The sequence below is a fragment of the Dactylosporangium sp. NPDC006015 genome (genome assembly GCF_040614215.1).
Lineage (GTDB): Bacteria > Actinomycetota > Actinomycetes > Mycobacteriales > Micromonosporaceae > Dactylosporangium > Dactylosporangium maewongense.
This window is the reverse complement of record NZ_JBEXUD010000063.1, coordinates 30,083-49,574: the sequence shown is the minus strand read 5'-3', so window position 1 is coordinate 49,574 and position 19,492 is coordinate 30,083. Positions and strand designations below refer to the sequence as shown.

The 19,492-nt window shown below is 73.2% G+C and carries 17 protein-coding genes and 2 pseudogenes; 15 read left to right on the top strand and 4 right to left on the bottom strand.

All coding sequences use genetic code 11. The features are described from left to right. Nucleotides 1–9 precede the first annotated feature (9 nt). The 3 genes and pseudogenes from recN to ABZ321_RS52820 all read left to right on the top strand — a co-directional run. Entirely contained in the window at nt 10–1,767 is a 1,758-nt protein-coding gene (gene recN, locus ABZ321_RS52830; RefSeq protein ID WP_344513327.1) for a DNA repair protein RecN, read from the top strand. A gap of 1,065 nt (nt 1,768–2,832) precedes the next feature. Beyond that, nucleotides 2,833–3,615, top strand: coding sequence for an MOSC domain-containing protein (locus ABZ321_RS52825; protein WP_354903985.1), 783 nt, complete (start codon nt 2,833–2,835; stop codon nt 3,613–3,615). Nucleotides 3,616–3,636: 21 nt separating this feature from the next. Beyond that, nucleotides 3,637–4,125 (top strand): annotated as a pseudogene (locus ABZ321_RS52820) (VTT domain-containing protein); the annotation flags it as partial. 207 nt (nt 4,126–4,332) lie between these two features. Here ABZ321_RS52820 and ABZ321_RS52815 read toward each other — a convergent pair. Beyond that, entirely contained in the window at nt 4,333–4,650 is a 318-nt protein-coding gene (locus ABZ321_RS52815; RefSeq protein ID WP_354903984.1) for a PASTA domain-containing protein, read from the bottom strand. Between the two features lie 87 nt (nt 4,651–4,737). On the opposite strand from ABZ321_RS52815, the gene steA reads away from it, so the two are divergent. The 8 genes and pseudogenes from steA to ABZ321_RS52775 all read left to right on the top strand — a co-directional run bounded on the left by steA (nt 4,738) and on the right by ABZ321_RS52775 (nt 15,314). After that, nucleotides 4,738–5,910 (top strand): putative cytokinetic ring protein SteA, encoded by a 1,173-nt coding sequence (steA, locus tag ABZ321_RS52810; RefSeq protein WP_344513301.1) that lies wholly within the window; start codon nt 4,738–4,740, stop codon nt 5,908–5,910. Between the two features lie 46 nt (nt 5,911–5,956). Then, nucleotides 5,957–6,910 carry a copper transporter gene (locus ABZ321_RS52805; RefSeq protein WP_344513299.1) on the top strand — a complete coding sequence of 318 codons (954 nt, stop codon included), beginning with the start codon at nt 5,957–5,959 and terminating at the stop codon, nt 6,908–6,910. Nucleotides 6,911–7,436: 526 nt separating this feature from the next. Continuing rightward, nucleotides 7,437–8,192: pseudogene (locus ABZ321_RS52800) on the top strand (hypothetical protein); the annotation flags it as partial. Nucleotides 8,193–8,239: 47 nt separating this feature from the next. Further along, the gene (locus tag ABZ321_RS52795; RefSeq protein ID WP_354903982.1) at nt 8,240–9,769 is read left to right on the top strand and encodes a lipid II flippase MurJ; all 1,530 of its coding nucleotides are present in this window, start codon (nt 8,240–8,242) and stop codon (nt 9,767–9,769) included. Nucleotides 9,770–9,771: 2 nt separating this feature from the next. Continuing rightward, nucleotides 9,772–10,857: a glycosyltransferase family 4 protein gene (locus ABZ321_RS52790; RefSeq protein WP_354903981.1), complete on the top strand. Its 1,086-nt coding sequence runs from the start codon at nt 9,772–9,774 to the stop codon at nt 10,855–10,857. Then, on the top strand, nt 10,857–12,953 hold the full coding sequence (locus ABZ321_RS52785; RefSeq protein ID WP_344513293.1) for a hypothetical protein: 2,097 nt from the start codon (nt 10,857–10,859) through the stop codon (nt 12,951–12,953). Before ABZ321_RS52790 ends, ABZ321_RS52785 begins: the two co-directional genes overlap by 1 nt. Before the next feature lie 70 nt (nt 12,954–13,023). Then, complete coding sequence (locus ABZ321_RS52780) at nt 13,024–14,733, top strand: CTP synthase (protein WP_344513291.1); 1,710 nt, start codon at nt 13,024–13,026, stop codon at nt 14,731–14,733. Further along, nucleotides 14,730–15,314 carry an NUDIX hydrolase gene (locus ABZ321_RS52775; RefSeq protein WP_354903978.1) on the top strand — a complete coding sequence of 195 codons (585 nt, stop codon included), beginning with the start codon at nt 14,730–14,732 and terminating at the stop codon, nt 15,312–15,314. Before ABZ321_RS52780 ends, ABZ321_RS52775 begins: the two co-directional genes overlap by 4 nt. 74 nt (nt 15,315–15,388) lie before the next feature. On the opposite strand, the gene ABZ321_RS52770 is transcribed toward ABZ321_RS52775, so the two are convergent. Continuing rightward, nucleotides 15,389–15,862: an anthrone oxygenase family protein gene (locus tag ABZ321_RS52770; protein WP_344513289.1), complete on the bottom strand. Its 474-nt coding sequence runs from the start codon at nt 15,860–15,862 to the stop codon at nt 15,389–15,391. 76 nt (nt 15,863–15,938) lie between these two features. Between ABZ321_RS52770 and ABZ321_RS52765 the strand changes: the two genes are divergently transcribed. Both ABZ321_RS52765 and ABZ321_RS52760 read left to right on the top strand, forming a co-directional pair. Further along, nucleotides 15,939–16,862, top strand: coding sequence for an AraC family transcriptional regulator (locus tag ABZ321_RS52765; protein ID WP_344513287.1), 924 nt, complete (start codon nt 15,939–15,941; stop codon nt 16,860–16,862). A 1-nt stretch (nt 16,863) separates the two neighbouring features. Then, nucleotides 16,864–17,238, top strand: a complete 375-nt coding sequence (locus ABZ321_RS52760) for a YchJ family metal-binding protein (RefSeq protein ID WP_344513285.1) — start codon at nt 16,864–16,866, stop codon at nt 17,236–17,238. Between the two features lie 3 nt (nt 17,239–17,241). Here the strand turns inward: ABZ321_RS52760 and ABZ321_RS52755 are convergent, their stop codons facing one another. Next, nucleotides 17,242–17,799 (bottom strand): GNAT family N-acetyltransferase, encoded by a 558-nt coding sequence (locus tag ABZ321_RS52755; RefSeq protein WP_344513283.1) that lies wholly within the window; start codon nt 17,797–17,799, stop codon nt 17,242–17,244. A 10-nt stretch (nt 17,800–17,809) separates the two neighbouring features. After that, nucleotides 17,810–18,214 (bottom strand): ATP-binding protein, encoded by a 405-nt coding sequence (locus ABZ321_RS52750; protein WP_344513282.1) that lies wholly within the window; start codon nt 18,212–18,214, stop codon nt 17,810–17,812. Between the two features lie 119 nt (nt 18,215–18,333). Between ABZ321_RS52750 and arfB the strand changes: the two genes are divergently transcribed. After that, a complete protein-coding gene (arfB, locus tag ABZ321_RS52745; protein WP_344513280.1) occupies nt 18,334–18,759 on the top strand; it encodes an alternative ribosome rescue aminoacyl-tRNA hydrolase ArfB in 426 nt (141 codons plus the stop codon). A gap of 155 nt (nt 18,760–18,914) precedes the next feature. Next, a complete protein-coding gene (locus ABZ321_RS52740) occupies nt 18,915–19,484 on the top strand; it encodes a hypothetical protein (protein WP_354903976.1) in 570 nt (189 codons plus the stop codon). The last annotated feature ends 8 nt before the right edge of the window (nt 19,485–19,492 follow it).

Here is a 19,492-nt window from a genome sequence, read left to right as displayed (position 1 = left end):
TCTCTGCTTGTGCTGGAGGAACTCCGCATTACCGGACTCGGCGTTATCGAAGACGCCACACTGCCCCTTGGCCCGGGCCTGACCGTCATCACCGGCGAGACAGGCGCGGGAAAGACCATGGTCGTGACGAGCCTCGGCCTGCTGTTCGGCGGACGCGCCGACGCGGGCCGGGTCCGCGCCGACCCTGGCCGTGCCACCGTCGACGGCCGGCTCACGCTGCCCGTGCACCTGCGCGCGGCGGTCGAGAGCCGCATCGTCGACGCCGGCGCCGAGGTTGACGACGACGGCACCCTGCTGATGAGCCGCACCCTGACGGCCGAGGGCCGCTCGCGTGCGCACGTCGGCGGACGCACCGTGCCCGTCGCGGTCCTCGGCGAGGTGGGCGAGCGCGTGTTCGCCCTGCACGGCCAGTCCGACCAGCTGCGCCTGCTGCGACCATCCGAGCAGCGCGCCGCCCTGGACCGCTACGCGGGGGCTGAGCACGAGAAGCTGCTGGGGCGCTTCGCCGAGCTGTACACGCGCTGGCGCGCGGTCGAGGACGACCTCGCCGACCGCCGGGCCAACGCCAGGCAGCGCAGCCAGGAAGCGGACCTGCTCCGGCTCGGCCTCGACGAGATCAGCCGGGTCGACCCGCAGCCCGGCGAGGACGAGCTGCTGCGCGAGGAGGCCCAGCGGCTCGAGCACGTCGAGGGCCTGCGCAGCGCCGCCCAGCTCGCCCACGTCTCCCTGACCGGCACCGGCGACGGTGACGACGTCGTCGACGTGCTGAGCCTGCTGTCCACGGCCCGGCGCACCCTCGAGGCGCAGACCGGCGTCGACCGGGTCCTCGGCGAGCTCGCCGCCCGCCTCGACGAGGTCGCCACCCTCGCGGGTGACGTGACGACGGAGCTCGGCAGCTATCTCGCCTCCCTGGACGCCGACCCCGGCCGCCTCCAGGAGGTCTACGAGCGCCGCGCGGCGCTGCGCGCCCTCACCCGCAAGTACGCGGAGGACGTCGACGGCGTCGTCGCCTGGGCCGACCGCGCCCGCACCAAGCTCGGCGAGCTCGACACGTCCGACGAGCTGCTCGAGGAGCTCGACCGGGAGCGCCGCCGGCTGCACGGTGAGGTCGCCGACCTCGCCGCGACCCTGTCCGCGGCCCGCCAGGAGGCGGCCGGCAGGTTCGCCGCCGACGTCACCGTCGAGCTGGCCGGCCTCGCCATGCCGCACGCCCGCATCCACGTCGTCGTCGCCCCCAAGCCCGCCGGCGGCGGAGCGACCGTCCCCACCGCCGACGGCACCGAGGCCGGCGTCGGCCCCGACGGCGCCGACGACATCGAGCTGCGTCTCCTGCCGCACCCCGGCGCCCCCGCCCAGCCGCTGCAGAAGGGCGCCTCCGGCGGCGAGCTCTCCCGCGTCATGCTGGCCATCGAGGTCGTCTTCGCCGGCGTCGGCGGCCCGCCCACCCTGGTCTTCGACGAGGTCGACGCGGGCGTCGGCGGCACCGCGGCGGTCGAGATCGGCAAGCGCCTCGCCCGCCTCGCCCGCGACCACCAGGTCCTCGTCGTGACCCACCTGCCGCAGGTGGCCGCGTTCGCCGACCGGCACCTCGTCGTCGCCAAGGACACCGGCGGCGCCGTCACCACCAGCGGCGTCCGCGTCGTCGAGCACACCGACCGGGCTCGGGAGCTCGCCCGCATGCTGGCCGGCCTGCCCGACTCCGACCTGGGCATCGCACACGCGGAGGAGCTCCTGTCGGTCGCCGACCGCGAGAAGTCCAACCCCTGACCGCACCCTGACCCTGCCGTCACCGCCCGCCGGCCACCCAGCCCGCGGGCGGTGACGCTGCCCCACCGCTCGGCCTCCGGCCCGGCTCCGATCCGGAGGTCCGGTCGCAGCTCAGCGTCAGGCCGCCTCCCGTGATCCGGAAGACTTGTGGTCGCCCTGGCGACATTTTCTCTTCCGGATCATGTGGTTGGTGCCGGTGTCCGCCGGTCTGAGGAGTGCTCCGGGCGCTGCTGTCCGTGGGTGGTGTGGCTGTCCCTGGTTGTTGCTCGGTGGTCGGGCTGGTTTCTGTGATCCGGAAGAGTTGTGGTTGCTCTGGCGGCAATTTCCCTTCCGGATCATGTGGCTGGTGCCGGTCTGAGGAGTGCCCGGGCGCCGCTGTCTGCGGGTGGTGAGGCTGTCCCTCGTTGTGGTTCGGCGGTCGGGCTGGTTTCCGTGATCCGGAAGACTTGTCGTCGCTCTGGCGACAGTTTCCCTTCCGGATCATGTGGCTGGTTCGGGTGCTGGCAGATCCGGTCTGCGGCCGTTGGGGTGCGCGTGCTGCGGCGCGTTGGCTCGCTGTTCGGCGGGTTGTGGCTCGGTGGTTGGGCGGGTTTCTGTGATCCGGAAGAGTTGTGGTTGCTCTGGCGGCAGTTTCCCTTCCGGATCATGTGGTTGGTGCCGGTGTCTGCCGGTCTGAGGAGGGCCCGGGCGCTGCTGTCTGCGGGTGGTGAGGTTGTCCCTGGTTGTGGTTCGGCGGTCGGGCTGGTTTCCGTGATCCGGAAGAGTTGTGGTTGCTCTGGCGGCAAATTCTTTACCGGATCATGAGGGTTCGCCTGGCGATCGTTGGTTTGGCGGCGGGGTGTGGCTCGTGATCCTGTGTGGTTCGGTGGCCAGGGAGCCTGTTGTGAACTGGCGGCGGATGGGCGGCTGCGGATAGATATTGCGCGATCTGCCTACCAAACAGAGATCATTTTGGGGGTGGATCGCGCAGCGTCGATGGCGCAAAAGGTGCATAGGGGGGCATTGACCAATGTCTGCGCGCGGGGAGTCGGGAGTCGTCTGGATTGACGGGGAGGGTGGGGTCGGATGGGTGGGGTTCGGGTGGTGGAGGTTTGGCGGTACGCGATGAAGTCGGCGGGAGGGGAGCGGGTCGGCGCGGTTGAGGTCGGGGCTCACGGAATGGTCGGGGATCGGCGGTGGGCTTGCGTTGACCGGGACGGGGTGGTGGTCAGTGCGAAGCAGCCCCGGCTCTGGGGGCGGCTGTTGCAGGTCCGGGCCGCGGGCGGCCGGGTGTATCTGCCCGGCGGGGAGTCGGCGGTGCTGAACGAGGCAGCCGGTGGGCTGCTGTCGGCGTGGCTGGGGCGGGCGGTGACGGTGACCGATGTGGTGCCCGAGGGGGCGGTGCTTCGGCGGTACTGGCCGCAGGAGCGGGACATGATCCCGTCCTGGGCGGCGGCCGGCGGGGCGACGGGCGGCACCGAGGTGCTCAGCGGGATCGGCAGCGGGAGGTTTCACGACTTCGGGGCGGTGCACGCCGTGACGACGGGGGCGCTGCGCCGGCTCGCGGAGGTGCACGGTTCGGTGGTCGACCATCGGCGGTTCCGGCCGAACCTGGTGCTGGACCTGCCGGAGGACCCCGCGCCAGGAGAAGCGGTGACGATCGGGGGCGTGCGGCTGCGGGTACAGCTGCCGACGCCGCGATGCGTGGTGCCCGCGCTCGATCCGGAGGCGCCGGGGAGCCTGGACCGCGGGGTGTTGCGGACCCTGGCGGGGCACTACAGGACGGCGGTCGGGCAGCTCGGCACGGCGGCGTGTTTCGGCTGGTACGCGACGGTGGAGCAGACGGGACGTATCGAAACCGACGGGTGATGGTCGTCCGCGCGACGGTCGATGTTCGGCGCGTCAGGGGACAGTCGGGCGATGCGGGACCTCGTTGAGTCGTTCGCGGCGACGCCGTGGGTGGTGCTGGTCGTGTTCGTGGTGGCCGCGCTGGACGCCGTGGTGCCGTTGTCGCCGAGCGAGTCGACGCTGATCGCGGTCGCGGTGCTGTCCGCGCAGACGGGGCGGCCGGCGATCTGGCTGGTCATCGTCGCGGCGGCGGCCGGTGCGTTCGTGGGGGACGTGGTGTCGTTCCGGATCGGGGTCAAGGCGGGGGCCGGGGTGCTGCGGCGGCTGCGGACGAAGCGTCGCGGGCTGCAGGTGTACGGATGGGCGCACCGCACCCTGACCGAGCGGGGCGGCCAGGTGCTCGTGTTCGCCAGGTACCTGCCGGGTGGCCGGTCCGCGTCGGCCCTCGCCGCCGGGGTGGTCGGCTACCCGGCGGGGCGGTTCCAGGCGTGGACGGCCGCCGGGGTGAGCGTGTGGGCCGCGATGGCCGGCTCCATCGGGTACATGTCCGGGCGGTTCCTCGACGGGCGGCCCTGGCAGGCGCTGCTGCTCGCCTACGCCGGTGCCGCCGCGCTCCTGCTGGTCGCCGAGGCGCTCCGGCGTGCCACCCCACCGGCCGCGACCGGACAGGGCGCCGATGAGCGGGACGCCGGGCAACGGGACGCCGGGCGGCGGGACGGGGACGCGGGCGACGAGGGCCTAGGGGAGGCCGACGAGCAGGTTGACCCGGGTGCCGCGCGGGGCGACGGTGAGCGGCAGGGTCGACTGCTCCAGGACGATCATGGTGCCGCTGGGGCCGACCTCGCGGATCACACCCAGCTCGAGGCCGGCGGCCCGCAGCTCGGTGGCGGCCTCGGTGGGTGACTTTCCGGTGAGGTTGGGGACCAGGGTGAGGCTGATCGACGAGAGGTTCACTGCGGCTCCTTCCGATGCTTCACGGACTAGAGGAGCCCAGAGGGGTCGTGAATACGCGGAAAATGTGTCGCCTGGCTGACAGTCGGGAAGAGTGATGGGCATCACCCCACGCGCGAAAGGCCCCCTTCCACCTGGTAGTGGACATGTCGCGCGCGGCTTTTGTCAGAGGTCCATGCCAGGATGGTTGAGATGCGACTTCCAACCTTGCGCCGCACCCGGCCCGCCGAGCCGGGTGTCATCGGTGGCGTCGTGCGGCTGGATCGGCGGACCAAACGCTTGGTGGGCCGGCTGCGCCCCGGTGAGATCGCGGTCATCGACCACGTCGACCTCGACCGCGTCGCCGCCGACTCGCTCGTCGCGGCAGGGGTCGCGGCGGTGCTCAACGCGAAGCCGTCGGTGTCGGGCCGCTATCCCAACCTGGGCCCAGAGGGGCTGATCAAGGCCGGGATCCCGCTCGTCGACGACCTCGGCGAGGAGCTGTTCGAGCGGCTGCGGGAGGGCGGGACCGTCCGCATCGACGGCGACACCGTGTATGTCGGTGAGGACGCGGTCGCGAAGGGGCAGCGGCAGGACGCGGAGACGGTCGCGCTGTCGATGGCCGACGCCCGCGAGGGCCTGTCGGTGCAGCTGGAGGCGTTCGCCGCCAACACGATGGAGTATCTGAAGCAGGAGCGCGCGCTGCTGCTCGACGGCGTCGGCGTGCCCGAGATCCAGACGGAGATCGCCGGGCGGCACTGCCTGATCGTGGTCCGCGGCTATGACTACAAGGCCGACATCGACGTGCTGCGGCCGTACATCCGCGAATACAAGCCCGTGCTGATCGGGGTCGACGGCGGCGCCGACGCGCTCGTCGAGGCCGGCTACACGCCGGACATGATCATCGGGGACATGGACTCGGTCTCCGACGACGTGCTGCGCTGCGGCGCCGAGGTCGTCGTGCATGCCTACCCCGACGGGCGGGCGCCCGGGCTGGCGCGCGTGCAGCGGCTGGGTGTGGAGGCGATCACGTTCCCGGCGGCGGCGACGAGCGAGGACATCGCCATGCTGCTCGCCGACGAGAAGGGCGCCTCGCTGCTCGTGGCGGTCGGCACCCACAACACCCTGATCGAGTTCCTCGACAAGGGTCGCGGCGGCATGGCCTCCACCTTCCTCACCCGGCTGAAGCTCGGTGGCAAACTGGTCGACGCCAAGGGCGTCAGCAGGCTCTACCGGCAGAGCCTGTCGGGCTCGTCGCTGATCCTGCTGCTGGCCTCGGCGATCGCCGCGATGGCGGCGGCGCTCGCGGTCACCACGATCGGCCGGGCGTATCTGAGCGTCATCGCCGAGTGGTGGGACAACCTGATCTTCACGCTGTTCTCCTAGCGCCGCTCGACCGGGCGCTGCTTCTTTCTGGACGGGACCGTTTCCTGTGATCAACTTCCGGTACCACGTGGTGTCGCTGGCCGCCGTGTTCCTGGCGCTCGCCATCGGCCTCGTCGTCGGGACCGCGGCGGCGAACGGGCCGCTCGCCGACCAGCTCAACGACCAGGTGAACAAGATCACCGACGAGAAGCAGCAGCTGCGCGACGATCTGGACCAGTCCCGGGCGGAGCTGAAGAAGAACGCGGACTTCGCGACCGAGGTCGCCCCGATGCTGCTCAACGGCAAGCTGCCCGGGCGCAACGTGCTGCTGGTCAAGATCGAGGGCAGTGACAAGGACGTCGACACCGCCGCCGACGGTATCGGCAACATGCTGCACACCGCCGGCGCCAAGGTCACCGGCACCGTCACGATCAAGGAGAAGTTCACCGCCGCGTCCAGCGACTACAACCTGCTCGACCTCGCCGAGACCTCGGCGCCGCCGGCGATCAGCGGCGCGCTGCCCAACAACGGCAAGGGTCAGGAGACGTCGGCCGCGCTGCTCGCCGCGGTCCTCGTCGCCGACAAGCCCGGCGCGCCGCAGATCGACGGCACCCGGAGGGTCCTGTCGGCGTACGAGGCGGGCGGCTGGATCAGTCTCGACGGCGACCTGAAGACCTCGGCGGACGCGGTCATCGTCATCTCCGGCGCGCCCGCCAGCGGCAAGGACGCGAAGGAGCGCAACGCGGTCGCGCTCACCGTCGTGAGCCGCTTCGCCCTCGCGCTGTCCAACGACATGGTGGTCGCCGGCCTGTCCGCCAACGGCCTGGTGTCCGCGGTCCGCGACGACGCGTCGATCGCCAAGAGCGTGTCGACGGTCGACAACGCCGTCACCGCCTACGGCCAGGTCGCCGCGGTGCTCGCCCTCGTCGAGCGGATCGGCGGCAAGACCGGCCACTACGGCATCGGCAGCGGCGCCAACAGCCTGCTGCCCAAGACCGCGGGTGTGGTCAGTGGTTCGTAAGCTGCTCGCCGCCGCCGCGGGGGCGGCCGCCGCCAGGGCCGCGCTGCGTGAGCTGCGTGGCCTTCCGGCCCTCGACCGCACCAACTTCCGCGGCCGCACCGTCTCCCTCGCCGGTGGCCCGGCCCTCGCCCTCGGCGCCGCCGCGGGCGCGGTCCTCGGCGCCGCCGGCCGCAGCACCCCCGGAGGCTCCACCGGGCGCGGCGCCACCGGAGGCGCCACCGGGCGCGGCGCCGGCGGGCACGCGACCGGCCGCGGTGCCGGAAGCGACACCAAACGCGCGACCGGCCGCGACACGGGACGCGCGACCAGCCGCGGTGCCGGGGGCGCTGCCGCACGCACCGCCCGTCACGGAGCCGGAAGCGGCGAGACCGGCCGCGGCGCGGGCAGCGACACCAACGGCGCCGTGGAGCGTGGCCTGAAGCTGGGGGAGCCGGCCGATGTGCGGTCCTCCGGGCGCGGTGCGACACCCCCTCGGCAGCGCCGGGGCGCCGGAGCGCCGCTGACCGGGCGCGGACCGGCCGTCATGGGCGCCGCGGCGGTCGCCGGGCTCGGCGCGGGCGCGGTCGGGCTCTACGACGACCTCGTCGGCGGGCGGCCCGAGCACTCGGCCAAGGGGTTCCGTGGCCACCTTGGGGCGTTGAAGGAAGGCCGGGTGACCAGCGGCCTGGTGAAGATCGCCGGGGTCGGCGCGGCGGGACTGGTGGCGGCGGCGCTGCTGCCCCGACGGCGGGCCGTCGACGTGCTGCTCGGCGCGGGCGTCATCGCCGGCACGGCGAACCTGTTCAACCTGCTCGACCTGCGCCCCGGGCGGGCGATCAAGGCCGGCATGCTGGTCGGCGCGCCGCTCGCGGCCGGCAAGGGCGGCGGCGTCGCGGCCGGGGCGCTCGGGGCCGCCGGGGCGCTGATCGCCGACGACCTCGGCGAGGAGATCATGCTCGGCGACGCCGGGGCCAACGCGCTCGGCGCCGTGCTCGGCACCGCGTACGTGGCCCGCACCGGCACGTTCGGCCGGCTCGCCGCGCTCGCGGGGCTGGTCGCGCTGACGGCGGCGAGCGAGAAGGTCAGCTTCACGCAGGTCATCGAGAGGACCCCGGCGCTGCGCGCGCTCGACCACCTCGGCCGGCTGAAGCCCACCGTCCCGCCCGCCATGGCCACCCCACCCGCCGCGCCCGACGTCGAGGAGCCCGAGGGGGGCGAAGGGGCCGAGGAAGCCGCCCGGATGGCCGTACCGGAGAAGCAGCAGAAGCCGAAGCCTTCGCCGAGACCGCGTCGCGACGGGTGACGGGGAAGCGGCTGGTCGGAGCCGCGGCGTTGGTCGCGGGTCTCACCATGCTGAGCCGGATTGCCGGATTTGCACGCATTCTGGTGTTCAACTGGTCCGTCGGGCCGACGTACCTCGGCAACGCGTACACCGCGGCGAACACCATCCCGAACATCATCTTCGAGCTCGTCGCCGGCGGTGCCCTCGCCAGTCTCGTGGTGCCGCTGCTCGCGGGGTCGGTGGCCCGCCAGGACCGGCAGGCGGTGGCCCGGACCGTGTCGGCGCTGCTCGGCTGGGTGCTGCTGCTGCTCGTGCCGATGTCGGTCCTCGTCGCGCTTCTCGCCCGGCCGCTCGTCGGGCTGCTGATGCCCGGGCAGCCGGCCGGGGCCGTCGACGCCGGGACGGACATGCTGCGGGTGTTCGCGCCGCAGCTGCCGCTGTACGGGATCGGCATCGTGCTGACGGGCACCCTGCAGACCTACCGGCGGTTCGCGTGGCCGGTCATCGCGCCGCTGCTGTCCAGCGTGACGGTGATGACGGTGTACGTGACGTTCGGGCGGCTCGCCGGGCGCGGCGCGGATCTCGGCCAGGTGGACACCGGCGACCTGTGGCTGCTGTCCGGCGGCACCACCCTCGCGGTCGCGGTCCTGACGCTCAGCCTGCTCGTCCCGCTGCGCCGGCTCGATCTGAGGCTCCGCCCGACGCTGCGGTTCGACGTCGGCGAGGTGCGCACCCTGAAGCCGCTCGTCGTCGCCGGGATCGTCACCGTCGGCAGCCAGCAGCTGGTGCTCGGGCTCGCGATCGCGCTCAGCGGCTACGCCGGCAAGGGCGCCGTCGTCGTCTACAGCCTCGCCCAGACGATCTACCTGCTGCCGTGGGCGGTGCTCGCCGTGCCGGTGGCGACGACCGCGTACCCGGGGCTGGCGGAGGCCGGCGAGGCGAAGGACCGGCGCGGGTTCGCGGAGGCGCTCGCGCCGGCCCTGCGGACCGTGGTCGTCGTCACGTTCCTCGGCGCGGCCGCGCTGGTCGTGCTCGCCGAGCCGGTCGCGGTCGTGCTCGCCGAGCTGTCGTCGAAGCCGCCGGACATCGGCCAGCTCGCCGGCGGCATCACCTGGTTCGCCCCCGGGCTGGTCGGCTACGGGCTGTTCGCGCTGCTGTCGAGGGCCCTGTACGCGGGCGGGAACGCGTACCCCGCCGCCTGGGCGACCGGCGTCGGCTGGGCCGTCGTCGCCGCCACCGCCGTGCCGCTCGCGGTGGCGCTGCCGCTCGACCGGCGCGTCGCCGCCCTCGCGGCGGCCAACTCGATCGGCATGCTCGTGCTCGCGGCCGCGCTCTGGCTGGCCGTCCGCGCTCGGGCCGGCGCCGAAGCGGTCGCGGGCGCCGGCCGCACGACCGCCGCCGCAGCCACGTCGGCGGCCGCCGCCGCGACCGTGGCATTGATGCTCAGAAATGCCGTCTGGGGTGGCGAGACCCCAGGTGTGCCCGCCGCCGTCGCACAGGGCATGCTGTGCGGAGTCGCGGTGGCGGTGGTGTTCCTCGCCGGGGTGGCGGTCATGGACCGGCGGACCCTGCAGCGACTCAGACACAGAAGGGGCTGAGGGTGGGAGCCGCCCGCATCGCGTTGGTCCTGGCGTCGAGCACCGGTGGCGTCGGGCGGCACGTCGGCATGCTCGTCGACGGGCTCGCCGGGCGCGGCGCCGACGTCAGCGTGCACGGCCCGGCCGCCACCGACGAGCAGTTCGGGTTCGCCCGGCGCGGCGCGCGGTTCGTGCCCGTCGAGATCCCCGCCAGCCCCCAGCCGGGCGACGTCCTCGCCGTCCGGGCGCTGCGCCGGGCGCTGAAGAACGTCGAGGTCATCCACGCGCACGGGCTGCGCGCCGGGTTCGTCGCCGCGCTCGCCAGGCCGGCCGGCACCCCGCTCGTCGTCACCTGGCACAACCTCGTCCTCGCCCGCGGCCTCCGGGCGAGGCTCTACGGCCCCCTCGAGCGGCGGGTCGCCCGCAGCGCCGACGTCGGCCTCGGCGTCTCCACCGACCTCGTCGAGCGGATCCGGGAGCTCGGCGGCCGCGACGTCCGGCTCGCGCTCGTGCCCGCGCCCGTCCTGCCGCCGCCCGCGCGCACCCGCGACGAGGTCCGCGAGGAGCTCGGCGTCGAGGAGGGCCGGCCGCTCGTCCTCGCCGTCGGCCGCCTGCACCCGCAGAAGGGCTTCGAGAACCTGGTCGCCGCGCGCTGGTCGGAGCCGCAGCCGTACGTGGCGATCGCCGGCAGCGGCCCGTCCTACATGACGCTCGCGCAGCGGATCTCCGCCGAGCACGCGCCCGTGCACCTGCTCGGCTACCGCGAGGACGTCCCGGACCTGCTCGCCGCCGCCGACCTGGTCGTGGTCACCAGCGTGTGGGAGGGGCAGCCGCTGTTCGTCCAGGAGACCCTCGCCGCCGGTGTACCGCTGCTCGCGACCTCCGTCGGCGGCATCCCGGAGGTCGTCGGCGACGGCGCCCGGCTGGTCGAGCCGCACGACGTCGAAGGCTTCACCGCCGCCGCCGAGGCGCTGCTCGCCGACCCGCAGGAGCTGGCGGCGCTCGGCAAGCGCGGCCAGGCCCGCGCCGCCACCTGGCCGACCGAGCGCGACACCCTGGACCAGGTCGAGGCGGTGTACGCACAGGTACGCGCCAGCGGGGACCGTTGATGCGGCACCGGCTGCACCGTTTCACCCCGGCGCTGCTGTCGCTGCTCGTCGGGTTCGTCGCGCTGCTCGCCCTCATCCCGCGGCCCGCCGCCGAGGCCGTCCCGCCGTCCGCCGACTACGTGATCATCGTCGGGGTCGCCGGGCTGCGCTGGGACGACGTCAACCCGACCGACACCCCCACCATGTGGCAGCTGGCCGAGAACGGCGCCATCGGCGCGCTGTCCGTGCGCTCCGCGCGGCGGGTCACCTGCGCCGGCGACGGCTGGCTCACGCTCGGCGCCGGCAACTACGCCACGTTCACCACCGGCCCCATCACGTCCACGTGCCCGCCGCTGCAGGTGTCGATCTCCGCCGACCAGACCAGGACCGGCGCGTCGCTGCCCGACCTCGGCGGGGTCGTCGCCAAGAACCGCGCCCTGCACTGGGGTGCCCAGCCAGGCGCGCTCGCCGAAGGCGTCCGCTGCACCACCGCCGTCGGCCCGGGCGCCGCCGTCGCCGCCGCCAGGCCGTACGGGCGGGTCGACCGCTACGCCGACGCCGTCGACGAGAACCTCCTGTCCGCGTGCGCGCTGTCCATCGTCGACCTCGGCCAGATCGCCGGCACCGACGCCGCCTCCCGCGCCTCCGACGCCCGCCGCGCCGACGCCGGGCTCGCCGCCGTCATCGCCAACCGCCCCGACCGTGCCGTCGTCGTGCTCGCCGGCCTCTCCGACCTCGACGCCAGCAGCCGCCTGCACGTCGCGATCGCGCAGGGCCCCGGCTACACCGGCGGCTGGCTCACCTCGCCGTCCACGTCCCGGCCCGGGTACGTGCAGGTCGTCGACCTAGCCCCGACCGCCCTCTCGGCGCTGGACCGGCCGATCCCCGGCAAGCTCTTCGCCGGCGGCGCCGCCACCAGGAGCGACGGCCGGCCCGCGTCCGTCGATCGGGCCGTCGAACGCCTCGCCGACGCCGACCGTGAAGCCAGCGTCCAGCAACGGGTCGGCTCCAACTTCTTCCTGCTCCTCGTCATCGCCGAGCTGGCCCTGTTCCTGCTCGTCGTGCCGCTGCTGCGGTGGGCCCGCCGGCCGGCCGGGCCGGTCGCCCACCCGCCCGCCCCGCGGGTCGTCGTGCGCGCCGCCGAGGTGTTGCTCATCGCCGCGTCGCTCGCCGTGCCCGCCGCGCTCGTCGCCGACCTGCTGCCCTGGTGGCGGTGGTCGTCGCCCGGCCTCGGGTTCGGCGGCGTGACCCTCGCCGCGCTCGCCGTCGCCACCGCCGTCATCGCGCTCACCTCCTCGCGCAGCCGCGCCAACGCCCCGCTCGGCGGGGTCGCCGCCGTCGGCGCGCTCGCCGTCGCCCTCGACGTGCTCACCGGGGCGCGGCTGCAGCTCAACGGTGTCGCCGGCTACTCCGCCGCGGCCGGCGGGCGCTACGCGGGCGTCGGCGTCATCGGCCTCGGGCTGCTCGTCACCGGCGTGCTGCTCGGCGGCGCCAGCCTCGCGCAGCGGTTCGAGCGGCGGTGGCGCCCGTTCGTCATGGCCGTCGTCGGCGGGGCCGGGCTGGTCGTCATCGGCAGCCCGTACCTCGGCGCCGACGCCTCGGGAGCGGTCGCGCTGACCGCCGGGGTGTGCGCGGCCGCCGCCCTCGCCGTCGGCGGCTGGCTCACGATGACCCGCCTGGTCTGGGCGGCCGTCGCCGCGCTCACCGTCACCGCCGGCATCGGCGTCCTCGACCTCTTCCGCCCCGAGGCGCAGCGCAGCAGCGTCGGGCGGCTCCTCCTGCGCACCCAGGACGGCACCGTCGGTTACATCGCCCGGCGCATCGGCGAGGCCAACGTGGTGACAACCGTCACCAGCCCGCTCACCATCCTCGTCATCGGCACCGTTCTCTATGTGACGTTCGTGCTGCTGCGCGACTGGGGCGGGTTCCGCCGGCTGCTCGGCGTGTTCCCGCCGGTCCGGGGCGCTCTGGCCGGGTTGGTGCTGGCCAGCCTGCTCGCCGGGGTCATCGAAGGGGTGTCGCTCAACGTCCTCGGGGCCGCCCTCGCCACCGCCGCGCCATTGACCGTCCTCGCGTGCCTGCGCGTCCTCGACCACGCCGACGACCGCACCCGATGATTTTCCCGCAGGCTGGGCGGCCCGGAGTGTCCGAAGCGGCCCCGTTCACCTGCTGTTAGGCTGAACTCCCGTGGATCGCTCTTCGACACGGACCGGTGCGAGCCGGCAGGCTAAGCACATCTTCGTCACCGGGGGCGTCGCCTCCTCACTCGGCAAGGGTCTGACCGGCTCCAGCCTCGGCAGTCTCCTCAGCGCCCGCGGTCTGCGGGTCGTCATGCAGAAGCTGGACCCCTACCTCAACGTCGACCCCGGCACCATGAACCCGTTCCAGCACGGTGAGGTGTTCGTCACCGAGGACGGCGCCGAGACCGACCTCGACATCGGTCACTACGAGCGGTTCCTGGACCAGGACCTGTCCCGCAACGCCAACGTCACGACCGGCCAGATCTACTCGGCGGTCATCGCCAAGGAGCGGCGCGGCGAGTACCTCGGCGACACCGTCCAGGTCATCCCGCACGTCACCAACGAGATCAAGGCCCGCATCCGGGCGATGTCGGCGCCCGACGCCGACGGCGTCGCCCCCGACGTCGTCATCACCGAGGTCGGCGGCACCGTCGGCGACATCGAGTCGCTGCCGTTCCTCGAGGCGATCCGCCAGGTCCGCCACGACATCGGCCGGGACAACTGCTTCTTCCTGCACGTGTCGCTGGTGCCGTACCTCGCGCCGAGCGGCGAGCTGAAGACCAAGCCGACCCAGCACTCCGTCGCCGCGCTGCGCAGCATCGGCATCCAGCCCGACGCGCTCGTCTGCCGCTCCGACCGGCAGATCCCGGAGAAGACGAAGAACAAGCTCGCCCTGTACTGCGACGTCGACGCCGAGGCGGTCGTGTCCGCGCCCGACGCGCCGAGCATCTACGACATCCCCCGGGTCCTGCACGAGGAGGGCCTCGACGCGTACGTCGTGCGCCGCCTCGGCCTGTCCTTCCGCGACGTGGCGTGGAAGAAGTGGGACGACCTCCTCGAGCGGGTCCACCACCCGCGGCAGACCGTCACCGTCGCGATCGTCGGCAAGTACGTCGACCTGCCCGACGCCTACCTGTCGGTCACCGAGGCCGTCCGCGCCGCCGGCTTCGCGCACCGCGCCCGGGTCGAGATCCGCTGGGTGCCCAGCGACACCTGCACCACCCCGGCCGGTGCCGCCCAGGCCCTCGCCGGCGTCGACGGCGTCGTCATCCCCGGCGGCTTCGGCGTCCGCGGCATCGAGGGCAAGATCGGCGCCGCGCAGTACACCCGCGAGCACGGCATCCCGACCCTCGGCCTGTGCCTCGGCCTGCAGTGCATGACGATCGAGGTCCTGCGCAACGTCGGCGGCATCGCCGGCGCCAACTCCGTCGAGTTCGACGGCGACGCCGCCGACCCGGTCATCTCGACCATGGCGGACCAGGCGGACATCGTCGCCGGCAAGGGCGACCTGGGTGGCACGATGCGCCTCGGCGCCTACCCGGCGGTCCTCACCCCCGGCACGCTCACCGCCGACGCGTACAGCGCGTCCGAGGTGTCGGAGCGGCACCGCCACCGGTACGAGGTGAACAACGCCTACCGCGACGCCATGACCTCCGCCGGGCTGCGCATCTCCGGCACGTCGCCGGACGGCCGGCTGGTCGAGTTCGTCGAGCTGGACCGGGAGCGGCACCCGTTCTTCGTCGCCACCCAGGCCCACCCGGAGCTCAAGAGCCGCCCGACCCGCGCGCACCCGCTGTTCGCCGCGTTCGTCGGCGCGGCGGTCACGTACAACGCCGCCGACCGCCTTCCCGTCGAGCTGGAAACGGTCGACGCATGACCTATGAGGTGCTGTCGCACACGGAGCGGCTGCGCAACAAGGTCTTCGCGATCTTCACCGACGACGTGGCCATGCCCGGCGGCGGCTCGGCGCTGCGCGACTACATGGTCCACGTCGGCGCCGTCGGGGTCGTCGCCGTGGACACCGCCGGGCGGGTGGCGCTGGTCCGCCAGTACCGGCCGGCCGTGCGGCAGGTCCTGTGGGAGCTGCCGGCGGGCCTCGTCGACGTGGAGGGCGAGCCCCTCGTGGACGCGGCGGCCCGGGAACTCGCCGAGGAGGTCGACCTCGCCGCCGCGACATGGGACCTCCTCGCCGAGGTGCACCCGTCACCCGGCTGCTCCAACGAGAAGATCAGGCTCTTCCTCGCCCGGGACATCTCGCCGGTACCGGAGACCTCCCGCCACACCCGTACCCACGAGGAGGCGGAGCTGGAGCTGCACTGGGTCGACCTCGACACGGCGGTGGGGATGGTCCTGAGCGGCGAGGTCACCAACGCCGCCTGCATGGTGGGCATCCTCGGCGCCGCCCACGCCCGCGACCGCGACTGGAAGCCGCTGCGCCCGGCCTCGACCGCCACCTGACCCGCTTCTCATGATCCGGAAGAGCTTTCGTCGCCCTGGCGACCAGAAGTCTTCCGGATCATGGGGACGGGCGGTCAGTGCTTCAGGAGGGCGATCGCCAGGGTCAGCAGGGCACCGGCGGAGGAGACCGTGCGGACCGTGTTCCAGCGGTTCCACGAGGCCTCGAAGGCGGCCCGGGCCGAGGTGGGGTCAGTCAGGCCGGCCGCGTCCAGCTGGTCGTTGAGCGGCACGTTGACCGCCGCCGTGACGATGAAGACCACGGCGTACAGCAGGGTGGCCGCGATCAGCCAGGGCAGCATCGGGCGGTGCGGGCCGCCGAGGTGGAGCAGCACGGCGGCGATCGCGGCGAGCAGGGCACCGACGTAGGCGGTCAGGAACCAGCCGTTGAGGATCGCGGTGTTGATCTTCTGCATGACCTCGACGAACGTGCGGTCCTCGACGCGGCCGAGGGCGAGCATGACCGACGTGGAGTAGGCGAAGAAGACGCCCGCGGACAGGCCGACGAGCAGGGTGGCGGTGGCGAGGACGACGCTGCGCAACTGTTCCATGCGGATCAGTCAATCCGGTGCACCCGCAGACGCGCCATGGCCGAGCATCGCCGATGCATGTGTCATCGTCTACGGTGTGGACGCGTTGACGGCACTGCTCGACGGGCCGAGGGCCCGCGGGGCGTTCCTGCTGCGGTCGGTGCTGACGCCGCCGTGGTCGCTGCGGGTCCGGGACGAGGCGCCCCTCGCCCTGGTCGCGATGGTGCGCGGCGAGGCCACGTACATCCCCGACGACGGAACTCCGCGGACGATCGGGCCGGGGGACGTGATGGTCATCCGCGGGCCGGGGCACTACACCGTCGCCGACCCGCCCGGCACCGACCCGCAGATCGTCATCCACCCGGGGCAGCGGTGCACCACCCCCGACGGCCGGGACCTCGCCGACGTCATGCACCTGGGGGTGCGCACCTGGGGTACCGACGCCGACGGCCCGACGCTCGTCATCACCGGCGCCTACGAGCTGGCCGGCGAGGTCGGCCGGCGGCTGCTCGGCGCTCTGCCGGACGCCATCGTGGTGCGCGAGGAGGGGCCGCTCGTCGAGCTGCTGGCGCAGGAGATCGCCAAGGACCGGGCCGGGCAGGAGGCGGTCCTGGACCGGCTGCTGGACCTGATGCTCATCTCGGCGCTGCGCGGCTGGCTGGACCGGGCCGGGGAGGGCGCGCCGGGGTGGTACCGGGCGCAGGCCGACCCGGTCGTCGGGCCCGCCCTGACGCTGCTGCACCACAACCCGGCGCACCCGTGGACCGTCGCGGTCCTCGCGGAGAAGGTGGGCGTGTCGCGGGCGCTGCTCGCGCGGCGGTTCACGGAGGTCGTGGGGGAGCCGCCGATGGCGTACCTGACCGGGTGGCGCCTGGCGCTCGCCGCCGACCTGCTGCTGGAGCCCGGCGCGACCCTCGGCGCCGTGGCGAGGAGGGTGGGCTACGGGGGTGCATTCGCGTTGAGCGCCGCGTTCAAGCGTGTCCGCGGCGTGAGCCCGCAGCAGCATCGTGGACAATCTTGACATGTCACTCTGTCCGTGTGGGCTCGGCGAGCCTTACGACGACTGCTGCGGCCGCTTCCACCGGGGCACCGACGCGCCGCCGAGCGCCGAGCTGCTCATGCGCGCCCGGTACAGCGCGTACGTCGTCGGCGACCGCGACTTCCTGCTGCGCACCTGGCACGAGAAGACCCGGCCGCGGCTGCTGACGGTCGAGGACGGGCAGCACTGGAAGGGCCTGTACATCCTGAACCGCACCGGCGGCGGGCTCTTCGACACCGAGGGCACGGTCGAGTTCAAGGCGCGGTACGAGGCCGACGGCAAGCCCGGCGTGATGCACGACACCAGCCGGTTCGTGAAGACCGCCGACGGGACGTGGGTCTACGTCGACGAGGTCTGACGCTCAGGTCCGGCGGGCCCGCCACTCGCGGTCGAGCATGGCGTAGACGTACTGGTCGCCGAACTCGCCCTTGAACAGCTCGTCCTCGACGAAGTGTGCCTCGCGGCGCATCCCGAGCCGCGAGAGCAGCTGCCACGACGGCACGTTGCGGGTGTCGCACTTGCCGCAGATGCGGTGCAGGCCGAGCTCCTCGAAGCCGAGCCGCAGCATCGCCTCGGACGCCTCACGGGCGTAGCCGCGGCCCTGGTAGTCGGGGTGCAGCACGAAGCCGAGCTCGCCCTGGCGGCTCAGCGCGCTCTCCCACTTGAGCACCACCTGGCCGATCACGCGCCCGTCGAGGTCCATCGCGAGGACCAGCCACTGGCCCTCCTCGGTGAGCGCGTCCTGGGCCATCCGGTTCTTCAGCGAGGCCCGGGTCATCTCCTCGTCGTGGACGTCCCAGTACAGGTACCGCACGACGTCCGGGTCGCCGGTGAGGGCGTGCAGGTCGGCGAAGTCACGTTCGGCGAACGGGCGCAGGGCCAGCCGCTCGGTCCGGATGGGGTAGGAGGGGCGGAGCACGATCAGGATGCTAACCCGCCAGAGCGCTGCGAAGCGTGACAATTGTGCCCGCCGGCGTCGACAGGACCGTGACCTCGTCGACGAGATGCCTGGCCAGCCACAGGCCGCGGCCGCTGATCGCGTTGCTCGGCGGGAGCGTCTGACCGTCCAGCCGCTCCGCGGGGATGCCGGAGCCCTTGTCGGTGACCTCGCACAGCAGGATGCCGTTGAGCGTCCACAGCCGCACCGCGCCGCGGCCGCCGGCGTGGCGCACAGCATTGGTGACGATCTCGTTGACGGCCAGGACGAAGTCCTCCAGGCGCTGCCCGAGCAGGCCGACGGCGGCGGCCGACCGGCTCACGGCGTGCCGCACCGGGGTGATCTGTTCAGCGTCGAACTCCTCGACCAGCAGCGCCGTCTCGACGGCATCAGCCACAGTGTCACCTTTCCGCTGCGTCCCCGCTGCGAGCCGAGAGTACCCCGAGCCGATCCTAAACAACCGCCGAAGTCACCCTGGAGTGCAAGATGCAGTCCGGAACCCGCATTCTTGACGGCGTGGACGACGACTTGCGGGTCACCGACGACATTGCACTGCCGCGCGCCGAGCTGGCGTGGCGGTTCAGCCGCTCCGGCGGGCCGGGCGGGCAGTCGGTGAACACCACCGACTCCCGGGTCGAGCTCAGGTTCGACCTGGCGGGGACCCAGGCGCTGCCCGAGCCGCTGAAGGAGCGCGCCCTGCTGCGGCTCGCCGGCCGGCTCGTCGACGGGGTGCTGTCGATCGTCGCCTCGGAGCACCGTTCGCAGCTGCAGAACCGGCGCGCGGCCGAGGAGCGCCTGGTGACGGTGATCGCGCAGGCCATCGCGCCCCCGCCTCGGCCGCGCAAACGGACAAAGCCCTCGAAGGGTGCGATCGAGCGGCGGCTGACCGACAAGCGCTTCACCTCGCTGCGGAAACAGGAGCGGCGCCGCCCTCAGGATTAGAAGATCAGGATGTGGTCCGGGTCAACGCGCTGTTGCTGTGTGTGCTGGCGCTGGCGGCGTGCTCGTCCGGCAACGCCCCTGTGGCATCCGTCTCCGAGACGCCCGGACACCCGCCGCAGACCGGGGCGCTACCCGGAATCTCCGACATGTCGGCTATGCCGACTCTTGCTGCTGGCGCGAGCCCGGTGACCTCGGCGGGCTGGGAGGTCACCGTGTACTACACGGCCGTCGCGACCCTGCACGGCGGCGCGTCGCAGCGGGTCACCGGCTGCCCCACGATCGACTGCCGGAAGGGGCACGACCAGCGGGACCTGGGCACGTTCCCGGCGTCGTTCGTGAAGGCCGTCAAGGACGAGGGGACCGGCCGCACCGCCGACGGGCGGTACCTCAACTGGTCCTACGACACCGGGTACTGGATGGACACCGCCCCGCGGGACACCGCCGGCCGCCCGCTCGTCCCGTGGGTGTCGGCGGCCGCCGACGGTGACGTGCTGCGCGCCGGCGCCCGCTTCAGCGTGCTGCGCTGCGGCACCGCCGAGGTCACCGCCGACGTGTGCGCGAAGCTCAAGTCGCCGACGTGGACGATCGTCGACGAGTTCACGCCCGGCATGGGCGGCTCGAAGCACGTCGACGTCTACATCGGCGAGGAGACCGGCCCGGACTTCACCGACTCCGACCTGTACACCACGCTGAAGGGCGCCACGCTGTCCGTCCTGCGGGCATGAGGGGGATG

Bases quoted from the DNA above. Each gene is read 5' to 3' on its own strand.
- ABZ321_RS52825 (WP_354903985.1), top strand. From the start codon at position 2,833: ATGGGTGGGGTTCGGGTGGTGGAGGTTTGGCGGTACGCGATGAAGTCG.
- ABZ321_RS52815 (WP_354903984.1), bottom strand. From the start codon at position 4,650: ATGCCCATCACTCTTCCCGACTGTCAGCCAGGCGACACATTTTCCGCG.
- steA (WP_344513301.1), top strand. From the start codon at position 4,738: ATGCGACTTCCAACCTTGCGCCGCACCCGGCCCGCCGAGCCGGGTGTC.
- ABZ321_RS52795 (WP_354903982.1), top strand. From the start codon at position 8,240: ATGCTGAGCCGGATTGCCGGATTTGCACGCATTCTGGTGTTCAACTGG.
- ABZ321_RS52785 (WP_344513293.1), top strand. From the start codon at position 10,857: ATGCGGCACCGGCTGCACCGTTTCACCCCGGCGCTGCTGTCGCTGCTC.
- ABZ321_RS52775 (WP_354903978.1), top strand. From the start codon at position 14,730: ATGACCTATGAGGTGCTGTCGCACACGGAGCGGCTGCGCAACAAGGTC.
- ABZ321_RS52770 (WP_344513289.1), bottom strand. From the start codon at position 15,862: ATGGAACAGTTGCGCAGCGTCGTCCTCGCCACCGCCACCCTGCTCGTC.
- ABZ321_RS52760 (WP_344513285.1), top strand. From the start codon at position 16,864: ATGTCACTCTGTCCGTGTGGGCTCGGCGAGCCTTACGACGACTGCTGC.
- ABZ321_RS52740 (WP_354903976.1), top strand. From the start codon at position 18,915: ATGCCGACTCTTGCTGCTGGCGCGAGCCCGGTGACCTCGGCGGGCTGG.